This window comes from Streptomyces sp. ISL-36, from assembly GCF_018614205.1.
Taxonomy (GTDB): domain Bacteria; phylum Actinomycetota; class Actinomycetes; order Streptomycetales; family Streptomycetaceae; genus Streptomyces.
Genome location: NZ_JAGGOS010000165.1, coordinates 653 through 19,758, shown reverse-complemented (window position 1 = coordinate 19,758; position 19,106 = coordinate 653). Strand labels below are relative to the sequence as shown.

Sequence of the window (19,106 nt, the reverse complement as noted above, 5' to 3'; positions counted from 1 at the left end):
CGGAGCGGCCAAAGGGCAGGAAGTGACCCGATCGGAGTAGCGGTCGCGCGCCCGGCGGGTCAGTCTGGTACCGGGGGTCGACTGAGGAGGGCCCCATGGCGTACCGACGTAAGCTCCGGGCCACGACCGTCGTCTGCGCCGCCGTCATCGCCGGCACCGCTCCGGCGGGCGCCTGGGCCGTGGCCGACAGCCACGCACCCGACGTACGGGCGGCAGCCGCCGCGCCCTCGCCCTCCCCCGATCCCTTCGAGAAGCTGAGCGCCGACCAGATCGCCGACCGAGCCGTCACCGCCACCCAGTCCGCCACCTCCCTCCGGATGACCGGCCGGGTCATGTCGGACGACCAGCCGCTGGACATCGACCTCACCCTCAACGACAAGAGCGAGTGCACCGGGCGGATGAAGATCAAAGGTGGCACCGCCGAACTGCGGCAGTCCGACAAGGCCACGTACATGAAGGGCGACGAGCGGTTCTGGCGGGTCTCCATGACCTCCCAGGGCGTGCCGGAGCCCCAGATCGACGCCACGATCGAACTCCTCAAGGGCCGCTGGCTGAAGATCACCCCCGGTCAGGCGGGCAGCAGCGACCTGAGCGGGGTGTGTGACCTCAAGGCGCTCCTCGACGACCTGGGCGACGACGAGGACGAGCGCAGGGGCCTGACCAGAGGGCCGGACGCGAAGGTCGACGGGACGCCCGTCGCCACCCTGGTGAAGAAGAAGTCAGCCGACGAGACGGCCACGGTGTCCGTCTCCCAGAAGGGCAAGCCCTACATCCTCAAGACGGTCAAGAAGGGCGGCGACGAGCCGGGGACGGTGGTCCTCTCGGACTACGACAAGCCCGTGAAGGTCGTGGTACCGCCCGCGGACGAGACGGTGGACCTCTCCAAGCTGGACCGGGGCAGGACGACCTGAGGCGCACGGCGGCCCGAGGACCGAGGCGATCCGAGGCCCCGCCGCGGCCCGACATGGTCGCCGCATCCTCACGTGGTCGGCGCTGTCGGTGGTCGCCGCATCCTCACGTGGTCGGCGCTGTCGGTGGTCGCCGTTAGCCTCTCTGGGGTGACCGCACGCATCACCGACCCCGAGCAGCTCAAGGAGCTCCTCGGCATCCCGTTCACCCCGGAGCAGACGGCCTGCATCATCGCGCCGCCCGCCCCGCAGGTCATCGTGGCCGGAGCCGGCTCCGGCAAGACGACGGTGATGGCCGCCCGGGTGGTCTGGCTGGTCGGCACGGGCCAGGTCGCCCCCGAACAGGTCCTCGGTCTCACGTTCACCAACAAGGCCGCCGGCGAACTCGCCGAACGCGTCCGCACCGCCCTCGTACGCGCCGGAGTGACGGACCCCGACGCGATCGACCCCGACCATCCGCCCGGCGAACCCCGAATCTCCACGTACCACGCCTTCGCCGGGCAGTTGCTGACCGACCACGGTCTGCGGATCGGCCTGGAGCCGACCTCCCGCCTTCTCGCCGACGCCACCCGCTACCAGCTCGCCGCGCGCGTGCTGCGCGAGGCGCCGGGGCCCTACCCCGCCCTGACCCGGTCCTTCCCGACCCTGGTCAGCGACCTCCTGGCCCTCGACGCCGAGCTCGCCGAACACCTCGTACGCCCCCAGGACCTCATGGCGTACGACTCCGCGCTCCTCACCGCCCTCTCCGGCGCCAAGCTCTCCAACGCCGACCTGCGCAAGGTCCCCGAGACGGCCGCGGCCCGCCGCGAACTGCTCGACCTCGTCGTCCGCTACCGCGCGGCCAAGCGCTCCCGCGACCTGCTCGACTTCGGCGACCAGATCGCCCACGCCGCCGAACTCGCCACCACGCGCGCGGAGGTCGGCGCGATCCTGCGGGACGAGTTCCGGGTCGTCCTGCTCGACGAGTACCAGGACACCTCCGTCGCCCAGCGGCTGCTGCTCTCCGGTCTTTTCGGCGGCGGCACCGGGCACGCCGTGACCGCCGTCGGTGACCCCTGCCAGGCGATCTACGGCTGGCGCGGAGCCTCCGTCGCCAACCTCGACGACTTCCCCGCCCACTTTCCGTACCAGGACGGCACGCCCGCCACCCGCTACGCGCTCTCCGAGAACCGGCGCAGCGGCGGGCGACTCCTCGACCTCGCCAACGGGCTCGCAGCGCCGCTGCGTGCCATGCACGCGGGCGTGGAGGCGCTGCGCCCGGAGCCCGGCGCCGAACGCGACGGCACGGTACGGATCGCGCTCCTCCCCACGCACGCCGAGGAGATCGAGTGGCTCGCCGACTCCCTGGCCCACCTCGTCCGCACCGGCAAGGAGCCGGGCGAGATCGCGGTCCTGTGCCGCACGGCGACCGACTTCCCCGCCATCCAGGCCGCCCTGGTCGCCCGTGACGTCCCCGTCGAGGTCGTCGGTCTCTCCGGCCTCCTCCACCTGCCCGAGGTCGCCGACCTGGTCGCCGTCTGCGAGGTCCTCCAGGACCCCGGCGCCAACGCCTCCCTGGTCCGGCTGCTGACGGGCCCGCGCTGGCGCATCGGCCCGCGCGACCTGGCCCTCCTCGGCCGTCGCGCCCGGCTGCTCGTCCACCGTGCCGGTGCGGACGCCGACGCGGACACCGACCAGCGGCTCGCGGCGGCGGTCGAGGGCGTCGACCCGGCCGAGGTCATCTCGCTCGCCGACGCGCTCGACACCTTCCTGGACTCCGGTGGCGAGGACGACGGACTCCCCTTCTCCGCCGAGGCCCGGGTCCGCTTCGCCCGACTCGCCGCCGAACTGCGCTCCCTGCGCTCCTCGCTCGCCGACCCGCTGATGGACGTCCTGCACCGCGTCCTCGCCACCACGGGACTGGAGGTCGAACTCTCCGCCTCCCCGCACGCCCTGGCCGCCCGCCGCCGCGAGACCCTCTCCCACTTCCTCGACATAGCGGCCGGCTTCGCCTCCCTGGACGGCGAGGCGACCCTGCTGGCGTTCCTCGGCTTCCTGCGCACGGCCGCGCAGTACGAGAAGGGCCTCGACAACGCGCTCCCGGGCGGCGAGAACACGGTCAAGGTCCTGACCGCGCACAAGTCCAAGGGCCTGGAATGGGACGTGGTGGCGGTGCCCGGACTGGTCGCCTCCCAGTTCCCGAGCACCAGGGCACGTGAGTCGTGGACCTCTCAGCCCCAGGTCCTGCCGCACGCCCTGCGCGGCGACGCCGCCACGCTGCCGGGCATCGACACCTGGGACGCCGCCTCCCTGAAGAACTTCAAGGAGGAGATGCGAGGCCACCAGCACACGGAGGAGCTCCGTCTCGGCTACGTGACCTTCACCCGCCCGCGCTCTCTCCTCCTCGGCTCCGCCCACTGGTGGGGTCCGGCCCAGAAGAAGCCCCGCGGTCCTTCGGACTTCCTGATGGCCCTGTACGACCACTGCGCGGCGGGCTTCGGCGAGATCGAGGCATGGGCGGACGAACCGGAGAAGGACGCCGAGAACCCCTCGCTCGGCGAGCCCACGGCGGACCAGGTCTGGCCGCTGCCCCTGGACCCGGCGTCCTTCCGACGCCGCCGGAGAGCGGCCGAGCAGGTCCGGTCCCTGCTGCGGGCGCCCGCTCCGCAGTGGGGCTCCCTCCAGGACGCCGGTCCTGGAGGGACGGACGGCTGGGCACGGCCCGTGAACGCGCTGCCCGCACAGGGGCCCGCCCCGCACGACTCCGAAGACCTCTGGCCCGATGAGGAGCCCCTGTGGGGCGAGGACCCGTTCTGGGACGAGGAACCTCCGGCGGACGTGGAGCCTCCGGCGGACGAGGTGCCTTCGGCGGACGAGGAACCTCTGGCGGACGCGAAACCTCTTGCGGACGACGTGCCTCCGGCGGACGTCGAGCCTCCGGCGGACGCGAAACCTCTGGTGGACGAGGTGCCCGCCCCCCGGGCGCCCGTGGACGACGCCCACGACCACCCGAGCCCGTCAGGGCCCTCCGCCCTCACCCCCGAGGAACGCAAGACCCTCGCCTCCTGGGACCGCGACCTCACCGCCCTCACCACCGAGCTCCGCCGCTCCCGGGCCACCACCCGTGACGTCGTGCTGCCCGCCTACCTCTCCGCCTCCCAGGTCCTCCGCCTGGCAGCCGATCCCGACGGCTTCGCCCAGGAGCTGGCCCGCCCGATGCCCCGCCCGCCGCAGCCCGCGGCCCGCCGCGGCACGCGCTTCCACGCGTGGGTGGAGTCCCGCTTCGAGGAGCTGCCGCTCCCGATGCTCGGCCCGGACGAGCTCCCCGGAGGCGAGGACTTCGCCGGCGAACCGGAGATCGCCGACGAGCGGGACCTCGACGCCCTGAAGGACGCCTTCGCCCTCACCCCGTACGCCCACCGCACCCCCCACCGCGTCGAGGTCCCCGTCCACCTCTCCCTCGCGGGGCGGGTGATCCGGGGCAGGATCGATGCCGTCTACCGGGACCCGGAGTCGGGCGCGTACGAGATCGTCGACTGGAAGACCAGCCATCTGCGCACCGCGGACCCGCTCCAGCTCGCCCTCTACCGCCTCGCCTGGGCCGAGCAGCACGGCCTGCCCGTCGACGAGGTGGCGACCGCCTTCGTCTACGTACGGACGGGAGAGGTCGTACGGCCCCGGCGGCTGCCCGACCGGGCGGAACTGGAGGCCATCCTGCTGGGCGGACCGCCGGACCGGGGCACCTCGGACGCCGGATAGGCTCAGACGTATGAGCGAGACCCCGGACAACGCCGTCCAGACTGTACGTACGTACATCGAGCAGCACCGCGCCGCCTTCCTCGACGAGCTCGCCGAGTGGCTGCGCATCCCCTCCGTGTCGGCCCAGCCCGACCACGCGCAGGACGTACGGCGCAGCGCCCGGTGGCTCGCCGACAAGCTGTCCGACACCGGTTTCACCACGGCGGAGATCTGGGAGACGGCCGGCGCCCCGGCCGTCTTCGCGGAGTGGCCCTCGGACGACCCGGACGCCCCGACCGTGCTGGTCTACGGACACCACGACGTCCAGCCCGCCGCCCGCGAGGACGGCTGGCACACCGACCCCTTCGAGCCGCACATCACCGACGGCCGGATGTACGCGCGCGGCGCGGCCGACGACAAGGGGCAGGTCTTCTTCCACACGCTCGGCGTCCGCGCCCACCTCGCCGCGACCGGACGCACCGCCCCCGCCGTCCACCTCAAGCTGATCGTCGAGGGCGAGGAGGAGTCCGGTTCCCCGCACTTCCGCGACCTGGTCGAGGCCCACGCCGACCGGCTCGCCGCCGATGTCGTGATCGTCTCCGACACCGGCATGTGGTCCGAGGACACCCCGACCGTCTGCACCGGCATGCGCGGCGTCGCGGACTGCGAGATCGAGCTGTACGGACCCGACCAGGACATCCACTCCGGATCCTTCGGCGGAGCCGTGCCCAACCCGGCCACCGTCGCCGGCCGCATCGTCGCCGCCCTCCACGACGAGCACGAGCGCGTCGCCGTCCCCGGCTTCTACGACGGCGTCACCGACCTCTCCGACGCCGAGCGCGCCCTCATCGCCGAGCTGCCCTTCGACGAGGCCGCCTGGCTGCGCACCGCCAAGTCCCACGGCACCCTCGGCGAGGCCGGCTTCTCCACCCTGGAGCGCGTCTGGGCCCGCCCCACCGCCGAGGTCAACGGCATCGGCGGCGGCTACCAGGGCCCCGGCGGCAAGACGATCGTTCCCGCCTCCGCCCAGCTGAAGCTCTCCTTCCGGCTGGTCGCGGGCCAGGACCCGGCCAAGATCGAGCTCGCCGTGCGCGACTGGCTCGCCGCCCTCATCCCCGCCGGCATCCGTCACGAGATCGCCTTCGGCGCCCCGACCCGGCCCTGCCTCACCCCGCTCGACCACCCCGCGCTGCGATCCGTCGCACGGGCGATGAGCCGGGCCTTCGACGGCGCCCCGATCCGGTTCACCCGCGAGGGCGGCTCCGGACCCGCCGCCGATCTGCAGGACGTCCTCGGCGCGCCCGTGCTGTTCCTCGGCATCTCCGTACCGTCCGACGGCTGGCACGCCCCCAACGAGAAGGTCGAGCTCGACCTCCTCATGAAGGGCGTCGAGACCACCGCTCATCTGTGGGGCGACCTGCCCGCTGCCGTCCCGGCAGCCGCCCCGCAGCGCTGAACGCTGAACCCACACACCTGATCCGGGGGAGTTGGAAGCACCTGTGAGCAGCATGAAGTACGAGTCCACGGACCGTCCGATCGGACTCACCGCCCCGAGCGGCATCGATCGCGCGGCCCACCACCGTCTCGACGAGGCCTGGCTGGCGGCGGCCTGGAGTCACCCCACGACCCGCGTCTTCGTCGTCTCCGGCGGCCAGGTGCTGATCGACGACACCCCCGACGGCCGTACCGAGCTCGTCATGACGCCGGCCTTCGAGGCGCCGGTCACCGAGACGCACCGCTACTTCCTGGGCACGGACGCCGAAGGTGTCTCCTACTTCGCCCTCCAGAAGGACTCGCTGCCGGGGCGTATGGACCAGTCGGCGCGTGCGGCGGGGCTGCGCGAGGCCGGGCTGCTGCTGTCCCCGCGGGACGCGGGCCTCATGGTGCACGCCGTCGCCCTGGAGAACTGGCAGCGCCTGCACCGCTTCTGCTCCCGGTGCGGCGAGCGCACGGTCATCGCGGCCGCCGGCCACATCCGCCGTTGCCAGGCCTGCGGCGCCGAGCACTACCCGCGCACCGACCCCGCCGTGATCATGCTGGTCACGGACGAGGAGGACCGGGCCCTGCTCGGCCGCCAGGTCCACTGGCCGGAGGGCCGCTTCTCGACCCTCGCGGGCTTCGTCGAGCCGGGCGAGTCGATCGAGCAGTCCGTGGTGCGCGAGGTGTTCGAGGAGGCCGGTGTCACGGTCGGCGAGGTCGAGTACGTCGCCAGCCAGCCCTGGCCCTTCCCGTCCAGCCTGATGCTGGGGTTCTTCGCGCACGCCACCTCCTCGGAGATCAACGTGGACGGCGAGGAGATCCACGAGGCCCGCTGGTTCTCCCGCGAGGAGCTGACCGCCGCCTTCGAGTCGGGCGAGGTGCTGCCCCCGTACGGCATCTCGATCGCGTCCCGTCTGATCGAGCTCTGGTACGGCAAGCCGCTGCCGAAGCCGGGCGACGTGATCTGACCCAGGGGACCGCGGACCGTCTCCCGATGGTGCCCCTGGCCGAAAAGAGCCCCCTCCCGGTCCTGCCGGGAGGGGGCTCTTCCGTGCGGTCGCGGAGCGTTCGGCTCAGACGCCGACCTTCTGCTTGACCTGCGCGAGCGACGGGTTCGTCAGCGTCGAACCGTCCGCGAACAGCACGGTCGGGACGGTCTGTAGACTTCCCGCTACGTGAGGGCGGCCAGGGAGGGCCGCCCCTTGTGGGGGAGGGAAGAGCGTGAGCGAGAAGCCCAGGGCTCTTGGCGTGGTCCGTCTGTCCGTCGGCAACGAGAACCAGACGGGGGAGGAGACGCAGCGCACCCGCATCAGCAAGCGTGCGGACGCGGAGGAAATGGAGTTGGTCGACTTCGCCGTCGACATCGACGTGTCGGCGTCCATCTCGCCGTGGGTACGCCCGTCCCTGGGCGACTGGCTCAACAACAAGACGGACCAGTTCGACCACATCATCATCCTGAAGATCGACCGCATCGCGCGGTCGGTCCGCCACCTCTCGGACATCATCGAGTGGTGCGAGGCGAACGGTAAGGGCCTCATCTCCTGCGAGGAGGGATTCGACCTCTCGAAGCCGTGGGGCAAGACCATCGCCAAGATCCTGGCTGTGGTCGCCGAGGCCGAGCTGGACGCCATCAAGGCCCGCAACAAGGCTTCCCGGGAGACCATGCGGAAGACCGGCCGCTGGCCGGGTGGCCTTGTCCCGTTCGGACGTAGAGCAGTGAAGGGCGACGCAGGCTTCACTCTGGAACTCGACCCCGAGTACGGCCCGACGCTGATCGAGATGATCCGGCGCTTCATCGAGAAGCCGAGCTTCTCGGCCGTCGCCGACTGGTTGAACGAGCAAGGTGTACCCACGGCTCAGGACATCGCTCGCATCCGCGCGGCGGCAGGCGAGAGCACAACTCGGCTGGCCGACCCGAAGCCTCGGGGAGCCAGGTGGACGCCGACCACAGTGCAAGCCGTACTGATCAGCCGCTCCCTGCTCGGGGAGTACGTACGCGCCAGTGGCGCCGTAGCCCGCAACGACGACGGCACACCTGTCATGCGCTCCGAGCCGGTACTCAACGAGGAGGAGTGGACGAAGCTGTCGGAAGCCGTCGCCTCGGTCAAGTACAAGAAGCAGAAGGGCTCTACGTCGCCGACGGTGGGCGTGACGTTCTGCCTGTTGTGCGGAAGCGCCCTCTACTTCGTGAAGGGCGACCCGGCCAAGGGCAAGCGCGAGCGGTACCGCTGTCACGGCAACAAGAGCAAGGGCATCCAGGCATGCCCGAAGCAGAGGTTCTGGGCCGAAGACCTGTACTCCTGGCTGGAGTCGACCCTGTTGGGCGAGATCGGCCACTTGGAACGGATGGAGTCGAAGACGACCATCGACGACAGCCGTGCGGCGAAGCTCGCCGTGATCGACGGCAAGATGAACCAGCTCCTGAAGGAACTCCAGCAGGACGAGCTCAGCGCCGTCGCGTACGCCTCGCAAGTCGCCAGCCTTGCCCAGGACCGAGAGAAGGTCACCAACCAGGAGGGGCCGAAGCCGGTGACCGTGTGGACGGGTACGGGCGAGAGCTACGCCGAGTGGTGGGAGCGGTCGAGTGTCGACGAACGGCGTGAATGGCTGAAGAAGCACAAGGTCAAGGCGTACTTCGGACATGACGTCCTGGCCGTCGATCCCGGTGACCTGATCGAGAACATCAAGCAACAGGGCATCTCGTACTGGGACCTGCCCTCCAAGTCTTCTCAGGTGCTCTCACCGATCACGCCGATCTCGTTGCACGGAAAGCCGTACGAGAAGCCGAAGCCGCTTACGGGTGTGGAGTGGGAGATCGTCAGCCGCTGGGAGGACTTCGACGCGGAACGGGCAGCGCAGCGGGCGAAGGCTGAGGAGGAAGCCAAGGGAGCAGAGGGAGCCGAGATGGTTCCGATCTCTGCTTGATGCAGGCTGAGCAACCGAGGAAGGCCCCCGGCCTGGGGGGCCTTCTGTCTTGCGATCAGAAGGGCGGCGGCTCGTGCCCTGCTTCTTGGAGCCGGTCGGTCAAGCTGTCGTAGTCGAAGTCCACCGGCACGGGAGATGCGTACGCGTCTCCGAACCAGCGTCGACGCTGTTCCTCTTGCTTGACCTTGCCAAGATCTACGAAGGACAAGTTGGGGGCCGAAGGCCCCCCAAGGGAGCCAGCGCCTTCGTCTTCCTGCTGGGGGCCGCTTACGCGGCCCACCTTCGCCGGCTGCTTGCGCTCTTCGTCTTCGCCCTGTCGGCCCCCCTTCGGGGGCCGCTCTTCGCCTACCGGCTTGCTCTTCGCCGCTGGCTCCTCACTCCTACCGCCGTCGCTCTTGAAGGTATGTAGGTTGTATGGCTCCTCAGCCATACCCCCTGCCTTGGCAAAGTGAGTCGGTAGATCACCGGACCGTCCGGCACCTTGCCCGTCTTCGTAAGCCAGCCAGCCTTACGCAGCCTGCCAACGATCTTGTTGACCGTCTGCTCCGGGGCCTTCCCGCCGTAGCCGAGTTCCTTGGCGATCGTCCCGTTCGACGGGCACACGTTCTCGCCTGTCTCGTAGTCCGCGTACAACGCCATGGCGACGCCGACCAGCTTCTCTGCGTGCTTCATGTTCGAGCGCACCAGCGCACGACGCCATACGTGCTCCTGTATCGCGGGCTTCCCTTCTCTGAAGACTCACAAGGACTTCAAAATCTACAGGTCCCCTGGGGTAAAGGCGCAGGTCACCGCATGTGAGGCGCCTCTCGGACGGACCCCAGAACCGTGGCAGGAGCCGCCAAGACACGGCGGTCGAGCAAGAGCCCTTCAGGGGGTCATACCCCACCCCCTTCGCCGTTGCCTTCCGCTCGCCGTCGCAAGGCTGGCCCGTGCCACATGGGCAGGCGAACGGCTGTGCGCCCGCGTAGCGGCTGGCAGGCTGCACCCCTGGCAGGCGCAGGCGAGAGCTCAGCGACAGGTAGGCAGACAGGCGCACGCCCGTTGCCATGGCCGACAGAGCGCAGCGCTGGCCGACGCAGGGCAGAGACACAGCCCCGACCGTGGCGCAGCGTCACCAGTAACAGGCGTCTCGAAAACCAACGTTTGTGAGACGAGACGGGATGCACCTCGGAAGGGGGAGCAGCGCTGTTCAAAACCCGTCTCGAAACTTCTGCCTCAGGCTTGATGTATTGAGACGAGTTCTGAGACAGTCCGTGCCATGACGACGAACCCGATCACCGGTCAGCTCATCGGCTACGCCCGCGTCTCCACCGACGACCAGGAAGCGCAGTTGCAGCGCGACGCACTGACGGCCGCAGGCTGCGCCCGGACCTTCGAGGACAAGGCATCCGGCAAGAACACCAACCGGCCCGAGCTCACGGCCGCACTGGACTACGCCAGACCTGGCGACACCCTGTGCGTGTGGAAGCTCGACCGGTTCGCCCGCTCCCTCATCGACCTTGTGACCATGGTCGACACCCTTCGAGAGCGGGGCATCGGGTTCAAGGTACTCACGGGGGCACTGGCCAACATCGACCCCGGTACGGCGGACGGCCGTCTCATGCTTCAGGTGGTCGGGGCCATGGCGGAGTTCGAGCGCAGTCTCATCAAGGAGCGCACCCGCGCAGGGCTGGACGCAGCCAAGGCGCAGGGGCGTACCGGCGGACGGCCGTCCGTGGTCGATGAGGACGTGCTCACGGTGGCCCGTGCGAGGAAGGCCAAGGGCGAGAGCGTGAACGCCATCGCCAAGGCTCTCGGGATCTCCCGAGCCACTCTCTACCGCCACCTCGGAGAGAGCGCCTGAGACAGGCGCACAGCGCCTTCCGACAGGCCCTCGGCTCACGCCGGGGGCCGCTGTCATACATGGGGTGTCTGACGCCGTCCGACAGGCGTAACGATGCCTGCCCCTGCCGACCACGGGGGGAGTCACAGGGACAGGCACAGGGGGTGCAGGTCGCTCGAACCGCTCCCCCTTCCGGCGCACCTCGGTCGTGGTGCTCGCCGTCCCTCAGAGCGCCGGGGGCCTGTCGGTCACTCGTCCCGGACCACCATCGCGAACGACGTACAGACACGCCGGAAGCCCTTGTGTCCGCTCCGGCCTGTGTGGCTCATACACGCCACGTCGACCGCCGCGCCGTCCGTGGCGGGCGTGGCCGTCCACTTGCAGTGAAGGCATTCCGCTTCGAAGGTCACGTCAGTGTCTGGGTGCTGCGTGATCCTGTGCCTCACGTATCGCATGAGGGAGCGCACCATCACTCGGCCCCGTGCTCTTCCCGCAGGTGCGTACGGAGAACGACGTTCGCATCGGACACCTTCGAGTAGTCCCCGACTGATTGGGCGTTGGTTCGACTCACAGCGATGCCGAGGCATACGCCGCAACCTGCCACAGAGTCCGGCTCCCCGACCGGAGCTGTCACATGCACCGGCCCCGTCATCGTCGTCTTCGGTGTGCTCATCCCGTACGGCCTCCCGACTGGGTATCTGCCGAAAGATGATCCCTTGGAATACGCACGGGTCCGCGCTCATGCGCGTTGTGGACTGAAGATCATGAACGGCACGCAGCCGACCACTCGGCAAGCCTTACTCGAAGCTCCTCCCCGAACAACGCGGATTCCTCGTACCCCTCAAATTCCTTCGAGTAGCTCTGAACATCTCGGCCGTCGCGCAGGACAAGACTTCCCGCTGAGGTTTCGATGGTGACCAAGGAAGTGTCGTAGATGGTGAAGGTATTCAGTGGAGTTCTGGGCGTTGTCGCTCCGAGAGGAATCACGCCGATACGCACGTTCGGAAGGTAGGACAGGGAAGACAGGCGGTCCATCTGTTCGGCCAACGCCAACGCGGAGACAACCGGCCAGCGCATCGCCTGCTCGGTCAGGAGGAACGTGAATCGCTTCGACGTGTCGTAGAGGATGGCTTGCCGTTCCAGCTTCCCCGCTACCGCCTTGCTCGTATCTGCCGGGGAGTGAGCGAGGCTGGCCCGTACGTATTCCGGCGTGGCCAGTAGCCCGGTAATCATCGAGAGCAGGAAGTAGCGCATGTGCGTCGAGGACGCTTCGAGCGCCTTCAACTCCGCTTGCCGTGTCCCCAGCCCCTTACGGCGTAGCTCTCGCAGATTCCGCCACTCGGTGTTGGCCAGCCTGGCGAGTGCGGAAACCTCGGCGACCAGTTCCGGTGGTGCTTCAAGGGCTCTCAGGATCTGTTCCACGTCGACAAGGGATGGACGGGTCTTGCCGTTCTCGATCCGGCTCACCTTGGACTGAGACATGTTGCAGCGCGCCGCGAGCCGATCCCCGGAGAGACCGGCTCGCTTGCGCAGATCTCGGAGTAGCGAAGCAAGTTCCGGACCGGACTCGCCAAGCTGCTCGGCTTCGAACGTCACTCCTTCACGTACTCCAGGAAGGGAATCGATTCAGTGATGGCGATGCGCTGGTACTCGATGAAGTCCGCCGGCTCACCCTCGTACAGTTCACGGCTGATCTGCGTCCCATCGTTCTCGTAGTGCATGAGAACGACCGTCGAGTGATCGAACATCCAGAAGTCCCGAACGCCCGACAACGGATTCTCTCGGTCCGTCACGTCGAGGATTCGCACGTCTTCTCCGGCGAGTACGTGAGGGGCGTAGTACCGGGAGAACTCGAAGCGCAGGTATTCGGAGAGCGGCCGAGTCACGATGTGCACGCGACCCTTGCGCTTCCCTTCACCGCGAAGTCGCTTCAGGTCTTCTGTGTATGCGGACGAGTAGGTGTGCGGGTCGATTCGCTTACCGGCCCGGAAGGCTTCGAGCTCTCCGGATTCCTGCGGTACGAGGTATTGGGGCAGAGTCTCCAAGCGCCATGCCTCCGATTGGAACTCCCGGAGCATCGCCCGCCACTCGTCACCATCCAAGAGCACGAACAGCCTCCCGAAGAACGCTCTCGGGAATCTCCACAAGCCCTTCCCCCCGCGGCGGGATGAAGGCGTCGGACGTGTCGCCCTGCACGACGAACGTTCCCCGCTGCGTGCGGTACACGTTCGGGCAATCGTCTTCGCCGCACTCCCCATTCCCGTTACCGGTAAGCCGAGTCATCTCTTCGCGTGCCATGCGAAACCCCCTTGTTCGTGGCCCCGGTTGGGCCGCTGGACACGACCGTACGAGGGGCACGCTCGGGCGTCCATGCACGAACGTGGGTATGCACGTTGTTGCATGAAGTACCCCGGCGAGGCGCCGCACAGGACTGCGGCGGCCTGTCTTGACGGCGGGTGACTGGCTGTGCGCGGGCTCGCTGTCCGCTTCCCCTACATACAGAGCGCCCCCTCCGGTGACCTTGACCAGAGGGGGCGAAGCGCTGGAGAGCGTCAGACCGCGAGCGCCTGCTTCACCTGGGCAAGGCTCGGGTTCGTCATCACGACCTCGTCGCCACCAGTGGCGGGAACTACCCGAACAGTGGGGACGGTCTGGTTGCCACCGTTGGCCTTCTCGACGAACGCGGCCGACTCCGGGTCCTGCTCGATGTTGATCTCCGTGTACGCGATTCCCTCGCGGTCCATCTGGCTCTTCAGCCGACGGCAGTAGCCGCACCACGTGGTGCTGTACATCGTCACAGTGCCCTGCATGGCCTGGCGCTCCTCTGTTCGCGGGTAAGTGCCGAGGGGGAGAACGTACGCGCTCGCTCCACCATTCCCGTATTCGTACGACCGGTGCCCCGGCCCTGTGGACAACCGCCGCATCCACCCCGCGGAACCTGGCAGCATGGCGGGGTGACAGCAGCAACGCACTCCTCTCTCTTCCCGCAGGTCCCCGAGTCGGCCGACGCGGTGCTCGACGGGCTCGACCCCGAGCAGCGCGAGGTCGCCCTGGCCCTGCACGGCCCGGTGTGCGTGCTGGCAGGCGCCGGCACGGGCAAGACGCGGGCCATCACCCACCGCATCGCCTACGGAGTGCGGGCGGGCATACTCCAGCCGGGCAGTGTGCTGGCCGTCACCTTCACCAACCGGGCCGCCGGCGAGATGCGGGGCCGTCTGCGGGAGCTCGGCGCGGGCGGCGTCCAGGCCCGCACCTTCCACTCCGCCGCGCTGCGCCAACTCCAGTACTTCTGGCCGAAAGTCGTCGGTGGCGATCTTCCCCGGCTCCTGGAGCGCAAGATCCAGCTCGTCGCCGAGTCCGCCGCCCGCTGCCGCGTCCGCCTCGACCGCAACGAGCTGCGCGACGTCACCGGCGAGATCGAATGGGCCAAGGTCACCCAGACCGTCCCCGGCGACTATCCGGCGGCCGTCGCCAAATCGGTCCGGGACGCTCCCCGCGACCCGGCCGAGATCGGCCAGATCTACGCCATGTACGAGCAGCTGAAGCGCGACCGCTCGGTGATCGACTTCGAGGACGTGCTGCTGCTCACGGTCGGCATCCTCCAGGACCGCCACGACATCGCCGACCAGATCCGCCGGCAGTACCAGCACTTCGTCGTGGACGAGTACCAGGACGTCTCCCCGCTCCAGCAGCGGCTCCTCGACCTCTGGCTCGGCGACCGCGACAACCTCTGCGTCGTCGGCGACGCCAGCCAGACCATCTACTCCTTCACCGGCGCCACCCCCGACCATCTGCTGAACTTCCGCACCCGGCATCCCCACGCCACGGTCGTGAAGCTCGTCCGCGACTACCGCTCGACCCCCCAGGTCGTCCACCTCGCCAACGGACTCCTCAGTCAGGCCCGCGGGCGGGCCGCCGAGCACCGTCTGGAGCTCATCTCCCAGCGCGACCCCGGACCCGAGCCCGCCTACACCGAGTACGCCGACGAGCCCGCCGAGGCCGAGGGCACCGCCCGGCGCATCCGCGACCTGATCGCCGCCGGCGTCCCCGCAGGCGAGATCGCGGTCCTCTACCGGATCAACGCCCAGTCCGAGGTCTACGAACAGGCACTCGCCGATGCCGGAGTGCCGTACCAGCTGCGCGGCGCCGAGCGCTTCTTCGAGCGCCAGGAGGTCCGCGAGGCCGGTATCGCCCTGCGCGGCGCCGCCCGCGCCGGTGGCAACGACTCGCTGCTCGACGACGCCGAGGACCTGCCCTCCCAGGTCCGCGCCGTGCTCTCCACCAAGGGGTGGACGACCGAGCCGCCCGCCGGCTCCGGTGCCGTCCGCGACCGCTGGGAATCCCTCGCCGCGCTCGTCCGCCTCGCCGAGGACTTCGCCCGCGCCAAGACCGGCGCCACCCTCTCCGACCTGGTCGCCGAGCTCGACGAACGAGCCGCCGCCCAGCACGCCCCGACCGTCCAGGGCGTCACCCTCGCCTCCCTGCACGCGGCCAAGGGCCTGGAGTGGGACGCCGTCTTCCTGGTCGGCCTCACCGAGGGCATGATGCCGATCACCTACGCCAAGACCGACGAACAGGTCGAGGAGGAGCGGCGGCTCCTGTACGTCGGTGTCACCCGCGCCCGGCTCCACCTCTCGCTCTCCTGGGCGCTCTCCCGCTCCCCGGGCGGCCGCGCCTCCCGGCGCCCCACCCGCTTCCTGAAGGGACTGCGGCCCGGCTCCGGCGCTCTCGGCGCGGGCGGTGCGGGCGGCGGCGGCTCCGTCGAGCGGGGCGGCGCCGGCGGTCGGCGCAAGCGTCGCGGACCGGTGCTCTGCCGGGTCTGCGGAGCGACCCTCACCGAAGCCGGCGAGATGAAGCTCATGCGTTGCGAGGACTGCCCCTCCGACATGGACGAGGCGCTGTACGAGCGGCTGCGCGAGTGGCGCTCCGACCAGGCCAAGCAGCTCGGGCAGCCCGCGTACTGCGTGTTCACCGACAAGACGCTGATGGCGATCGCCGAGTGCGTGCCGTCCACCGACGGCGAGCTCGCCGCCATCTCCGGGGTCGGTGCCCGCAAGCTCGACCGGTTCGGGACCGACGTTCTGGCCATCTGCGCGGGCGAAGAGCCAGGTGAGGAGCCTGGAGGAGACGACGACGGATCTTGATGAAAACTCGTCGGAAAAATAGTTTGCGCACGCCCCGTCAAGCCCCATAGGTTCTTAACCACGGAAACAGCGGCTTCTTCGAAGCCCTGTCTTCGTGCTGTACTTGTCCAAATAAACATGAGGGTCCGGCTCACCCCGAGCCCTCCGAGACGCCGAGAGGAGGCGAATCCAGTGATCAGCTACATCAACAGCAACGTCAGCTTCGTCAGCACCGACAAAATGACCGATCGCTCGGTCGTCTCCGCCTGCTCGCTCGGCCTCTCTGGTTCGGCGTTCATTGGCAGCGGTCTTCCTGGCACCGGTCTGTCCGGCGCTGGTCTGGCCGGCGCCGCGGCCCTGCGGCCGGCTGCCGCCCTGGCGGGTCTCCCCGTCATGGAGCGCAATGAGCGACCGACCAAGGCACTGGAAGCAGGAGTAGCAGCAGTCAAGGCCCAGGCCTATGGCTTTGCGGCGACCGGTGCCGGAACCAAGCAGCAGACGACGCAGCACCACACGATGTGGGCCTTCCGTGGGCTCGAACCCTGGAGTGATCCAGCCTGATCTTCGATCAGGCCGGCGCCTTCAGGGCCGCGGAACCCCACCCGGGATCCGCGGCCCTTCTGTTTGTCCCCGAACGGGGATGACGGAGCGAAGGGGCCTCGGGACCAGCAGAACCCGGTACCAGCCGAAACCCCGGCCAACAGGCCGGAACGACCAGACGAGGAAAAACAATCGTGCAACTCGAAGCGCACGCCCCGTCCGTACCGCCTTCCGAAACGATCCCCCCGCCCGGCCTCACGGAGGACTCCACCTTGATCCCCCTCACCGCGCTCACCGCGCTCGACGACGCCATCGAGAACCTCGGCGTACCCGTCCCCTGCCGCTCGTTCGACCCGGAGGTCTTCTTCGCCGAGTCCCCGGCCGATGTCGAGTACGCCAAGTCCCTCTGCCGCACCTGCCCGCTGATGGAGGCCTGCCTCGCCGGCGCGAAGGAGCGGCGTGAGCCGTGGGGCGTCTGGGGCGGAGAGCTGTTCGTCCAGGGTGTCGTCGTCGCCCGGAAGCGGCCGCGTGGCCGCCCGCGCAAGAACCCGGTCGCGGCATGAACGTCACCGGAACCATCGACCGACCCCTCACGCACGATCCCCAGAAGCTGGCCCCGATGACCTCCTCCACCAGCGAGCCCCGCGGCTCCGCGACCCCAGACGTTTCCACCACCGGCGCGAACGCCTCGCGCCAGAACAGGACCCGAGAGATGCAACTCATCCCAGAAGCCATGGCCCGTGCTCATATGCACGACCGCCTGCGGGAAGCCGACGCGGAACGCCAGGCCGTGCGCCTGGTCGCCGCTCGGCGGATGCAGCGGCGAGCCGAGCGCGTCTCGCTGCGCGCCCGGCGCGCGCTGGCCATGGCCGTCATGCACTGACCCGAAGAAACCCGCGGGGGCCGGTCCGGACGGACCGGCCCCCGCGGTGCGTTTCGGCGCGGCCCGCGTCCCACCGGACTATCGTCGGCAGGGTGAACGACGCCCGGAACCCCGAGGAGGCCATCGTGTGCGACGGCTGCGGCAAGACCGCGGAGGAGCCCCCGGTGACCTGGACCTGCTCCGTGGAGAACGGCACCCGCCACTACCTCTGCGACACCTGCGCCCGCGAGAACATCCGCTCCATCGAAGGCCGCCTCGACTCCGATTGGTGGTGACGGCCCCCGCGGCTCACTCCGCCTCGACGAAGCCGGGCAGCCACTCCTCCAGTTCGTCGCGCAGACGCACCGTCGCGTCGAGCTGGCAGAGCACGCCGATCGTGCTCAAGGTCACACGGTGTATCAGCAGATACGAAGGCGGCAGATTGAGCTGCTTGCCCAGCTGGTGCGCGGGGGAGCGCGGATCGGCGATGCGGGCGGCCTGCGTCCTTATCCAGCCCCGGCTGAAACCGAAGGCGTCCACCTCGGCCGGCTCGATGATCGGCAGCAGGTACTCCAGCACCGCCTCCGGGTCGAGCGCGATGGACTCCTTGACGAACCCCTCCTCGCGCAGCAGCGCGTAGACCGTCTCGGCATCGCCCTCCAGGGTCAGCCGCAGACACGTACCGATCGTCTCGGGCAGCCCGCCGGGCAGTCGGTCCACCGTGCCGAAGTCCAGCACCCCCAGACGCCAGCTCTCCGGCCCCTCCCCGTCGTCGGCGCCCGGCAGCAGCCGGAAGTTCCCGGGATGAGGGTCCGCGTGGAGCAGCCCCGTCCGGGCGGGTCCGGAGAAGAGGAAACGCGCGAGGAGCTGACCGGCCCGGTCCCGCTGCTCCTCGGTGCCGTCCGCGATCACCTCCGACAGCGGGATCCCGTCGATCCACTCCGTCACCAGCACCTGGTCCGACTGGTGCACCACCCCGGGCACCACCACATCGGGGTCGTCCGCGAACTCCTCCGCGTGCTTCCGCTGCGCCTCCGCCTCCAGGCCGTAGTCCAGCTCCTCGGAGACCCGGTCGCGCAACTCGGCGATGAGCGGCTTGACATCCATGCCCGGGATCAGCGGACCGAGCAGCCGGGCGAAGCGGCTCAACTGCGTCAGGTCCGACAGGAGCGCCTCGCCGGCCCCCGGGTACTGCACCTTCACGGCGACCTCCCGGCCGTCGTGCCACACCGCCCGGTGCACCTGGCCGATGGAGGCCGCCGCCGCGGGCTTGTCCTCGAACTCCAGGAACAGCTCGCGCCATTGGGCACCGAGCCGCTCCTCCAGCACGCCGTGCACGGTGCGGGTGGGCATCGGCGGCGCGGCTTCCTGGAGCTTGGTGAGCGCGGCCCGGTACGGCCCCGCCACCTCCTCGGGAAGCGCCGACTCGAAGACGGACAGCGCCTGCCCGAGCTTCATCGCTCCGCCCTTGAGCTCACCGAGCACCTTGAACAGCTGCTCGGCCGTGCGATGTTGCAGTTCACGGGCGACCAACTCCGCGGATCTGCCGCCGATCCGCTTGCCCAGGCCCCATGTGGCCCGCCCCGCGAAGCCCAGGGGCAACGCGGCCAACTTGGCGGTCCGGGTGACCGCCTTCCGGGGAAGATCAGACATGCGCCCCTCCAAATCCCAGACTGCCGTGCCGCGCAGGGCGGTTACCCGCACTGCCGTGCCGCGCAGGGCGGTTACCC

General features: G+C 69.4%; 17 protein-coding genes and 1 pseudogene. 11 read left to right on the top strand and 7 right to left on the bottom strand.

The genetic code is table 11. The features are described from left to right. Positions 1-95: 95 nt before the first annotated feature. The 4 genes from J7E93_RS33235 (at position 96) to nudC (ending at position 7,072) form a co-directional block, all read left to right on the top strand. Positions 96-911 carry a hypothetical protein gene (locus J7E93_RS33235; protein ID WP_215073764.1) on the top strand — a complete coding sequence of 272 codons (816 nt, stop codon included), beginning with the start codon at positions 96-98 and terminating at the stop codon, positions 909-911. A gap of 147 nt (positions 912-1,058) precedes the next feature. Continuing rightward, positions 1,059-4,646, top strand: coding sequence for a UvrD-helicase domain-containing protein (locus J7E93_RS33230; protein ID WP_215073763.1), 3,588 nt, complete (start codon positions 1,059-1,061; stop codon positions 4,644-4,646). Positions 4,647-4,656: 10 nt separating this feature from the next. Next, on the top strand, positions 4,657-6,081 hold the full coding sequence (locus tag J7E93_RS33225) for a dipeptidase (RefSeq protein WP_215073762.1): 1,425 nt from the start codon (positions 4,657-4,659) through the stop codon (positions 6,079-6,081). 52 nt (positions 6,082-6,133) lie between these two features. Continuing rightward, positions 6,134-7,072, top strand: a complete 939-nt coding sequence (nudC, locus tag J7E93_RS33220) for an NAD(+) diphosphatase (RefSeq protein ID WP_215073769.1) — start codon at positions 6,134-6,136, stop codon at positions 7,070-7,072. 105 nt (positions 7,073-7,177) lie between these two features. Here nudC and J7E93_RS33215 read toward each other — a convergent pair. Next, a pseudogene (locus J7E93_RS33215) lies at positions 7,178-7,273 on the bottom strand (NrdH-redoxin); the annotation flags it as partial. Positions 7,274-7,325: 52 nt separating this feature from the next. Here J7E93_RS33215 and J7E93_RS33210 point away from each other — a divergent pair. After that, a complete protein-coding gene (locus tag J7E93_RS33210; protein ID WP_308368863.1) occupies positions 7,326-9,029 on the top strand; it encodes a recombinase family protein in 1,704 nt (567 codons plus the stop codon). 345 nt (positions 9,030-9,374) lie between these two features. Here J7E93_RS33210 and J7E93_RS33205 read toward each other — a convergent pair whose 3' ends face one another. After that, positions 9,375-9,701: a helix-turn-helix domain-containing protein gene (locus tag J7E93_RS33205; protein WP_215073760.1), complete on the bottom strand. Its 327-nt coding sequence runs from the start codon at positions 9,699-9,701 to the stop codon at positions 9,375-9,377. Positions 9,702-10,287: 586 nt separating this feature from the next. Here J7E93_RS33205 and J7E93_RS33200 point away from each other — a divergent pair. Continuing rightward, a complete protein-coding gene (locus J7E93_RS33200; protein WP_215073759.1) occupies positions 10,288-10,872 on the top strand; it encodes a recombinase family protein in 585 nt (194 codons plus the stop codon). Positions 10,873-11,613: 741 nt separating this feature from the next. Here J7E93_RS33200 and J7E93_RS33195 read toward each other — a convergent pair. From J7E93_RS33195 to J7E93_RS33185, 4 genes are all read right to left on the bottom strand, one after another. After that, positions 11,614-12,447, bottom strand: coding sequence for a helix-turn-helix transcriptional regulator (locus J7E93_RS33195; RefSeq protein WP_215073758.1), 834 nt, complete (start codon positions 12,445-12,447; stop codon positions 11,614-11,616). Then, a complete protein-coding gene (locus tag J7E93_RS33190; RefSeq protein WP_215073757.1) occupies positions 12,444-12,959 on the bottom strand; it encodes a DUF6879 family protein in 516 nt (171 codons plus the stop codon). Before J7E93_RS33190 ends, J7E93_RS33195 begins: the two co-directional genes overlap by 4 nt. Further along, positions 12,943-13,149 carry a hypothetical protein gene (locus J7E93_RS37580; RefSeq protein ID WP_251067445.1) on the bottom strand — a complete coding sequence of 69 codons (207 nt, stop codon included), beginning with the start codon at positions 13,147-13,149 and terminating at the stop codon, positions 12,943-12,945. Before J7E93_RS37580 ends, J7E93_RS33190 begins: the two co-directional genes overlap by 17 nt. Positions 13,150-13,403: 254 nt before the next feature. After that, on the bottom strand, positions 13,404-13,661 hold the full coding sequence (locus J7E93_RS33185; protein ID WP_215073756.1) for a mycoredoxin: 258 nt from the start codon (positions 13,659-13,661) through the stop codon (positions 13,404-13,406). 144 nt (positions 13,662-13,805) lie between these two features. On the opposite strand from J7E93_RS33185, the gene J7E93_RS33180 reads away from it, so the two are divergent. The 5 genes from J7E93_RS33180 (at position 13,806) to J7E93_RS33160 (ending at position 17,672) form a co-directional block, all read left to right on the top strand. Then, positions 13,806-15,995 (top strand): ATP-dependent DNA helicase UvrD2, encoded by a 2,190-nt coding sequence (locus J7E93_RS33180; protein ID WP_215073755.1) that lies wholly within the window; start codon positions 13,806-13,808, stop codon positions 15,993-15,995. Between the two features lie 219 nt (positions 15,996-16,214). Continuing rightward, positions 16,215-16,535 carry a hypothetical protein gene (locus J7E93_RS33175; protein WP_251067447.1) on the top strand — a complete coding sequence of 107 codons (321 nt, stop codon included), beginning with the start codon at positions 16,215-16,217 and terminating at the stop codon, positions 16,533-16,535. Positions 16,536-16,708: 173 nt separating this feature from the next. Then, positions 16,709-17,077 carry a WhiB family transcriptional regulator gene (locus J7E93_RS33170; RefSeq protein ID WP_215073753.1) on the top strand — a complete coding sequence of 123 codons (369 nt, stop codon included), beginning with the start codon at positions 16,709-16,711 and terminating at the stop codon, positions 17,075-17,077. Further along, the gene (locus J7E93_RS33165) at positions 17,074-17,397 is read left to right on the top strand and encodes a hypothetical protein (protein WP_215073752.1); all 324 of its coding nucleotides are present in this window, start codon (positions 17,074-17,076) and stop codon (positions 17,395-17,397) included. Before J7E93_RS33170 ends, J7E93_RS33165 begins: the two co-directional genes overlap by 4 nt. Positions 17,398-17,489: 92 nt before the next feature. Further along, positions 17,490-17,672 (top strand): hypothetical protein, encoded by a 183-nt coding sequence (locus J7E93_RS33160; RefSeq protein WP_215073751.1) that lies wholly within the window; start codon positions 17,490-17,492, stop codon positions 17,670-17,672. Between the two features lie 13 nt (positions 17,673-17,685). Here the strand turns inward: J7E93_RS33160 and J7E93_RS33155 are convergent, their stop codons facing one another. Continuing rightward, positions 17,686-19,029 carry an AarF/ABC1/UbiB kinase family protein gene (locus J7E93_RS33155; protein WP_215073750.1) on the bottom strand — a complete coding sequence of 448 codons (1,344 nt, stop codon included), beginning with the start codon at positions 19,027-19,029 and terminating at the stop codon, positions 17,686-17,688. Between the last annotated feature and the right edge of the window lie 77 nt (positions 19,030-19,106).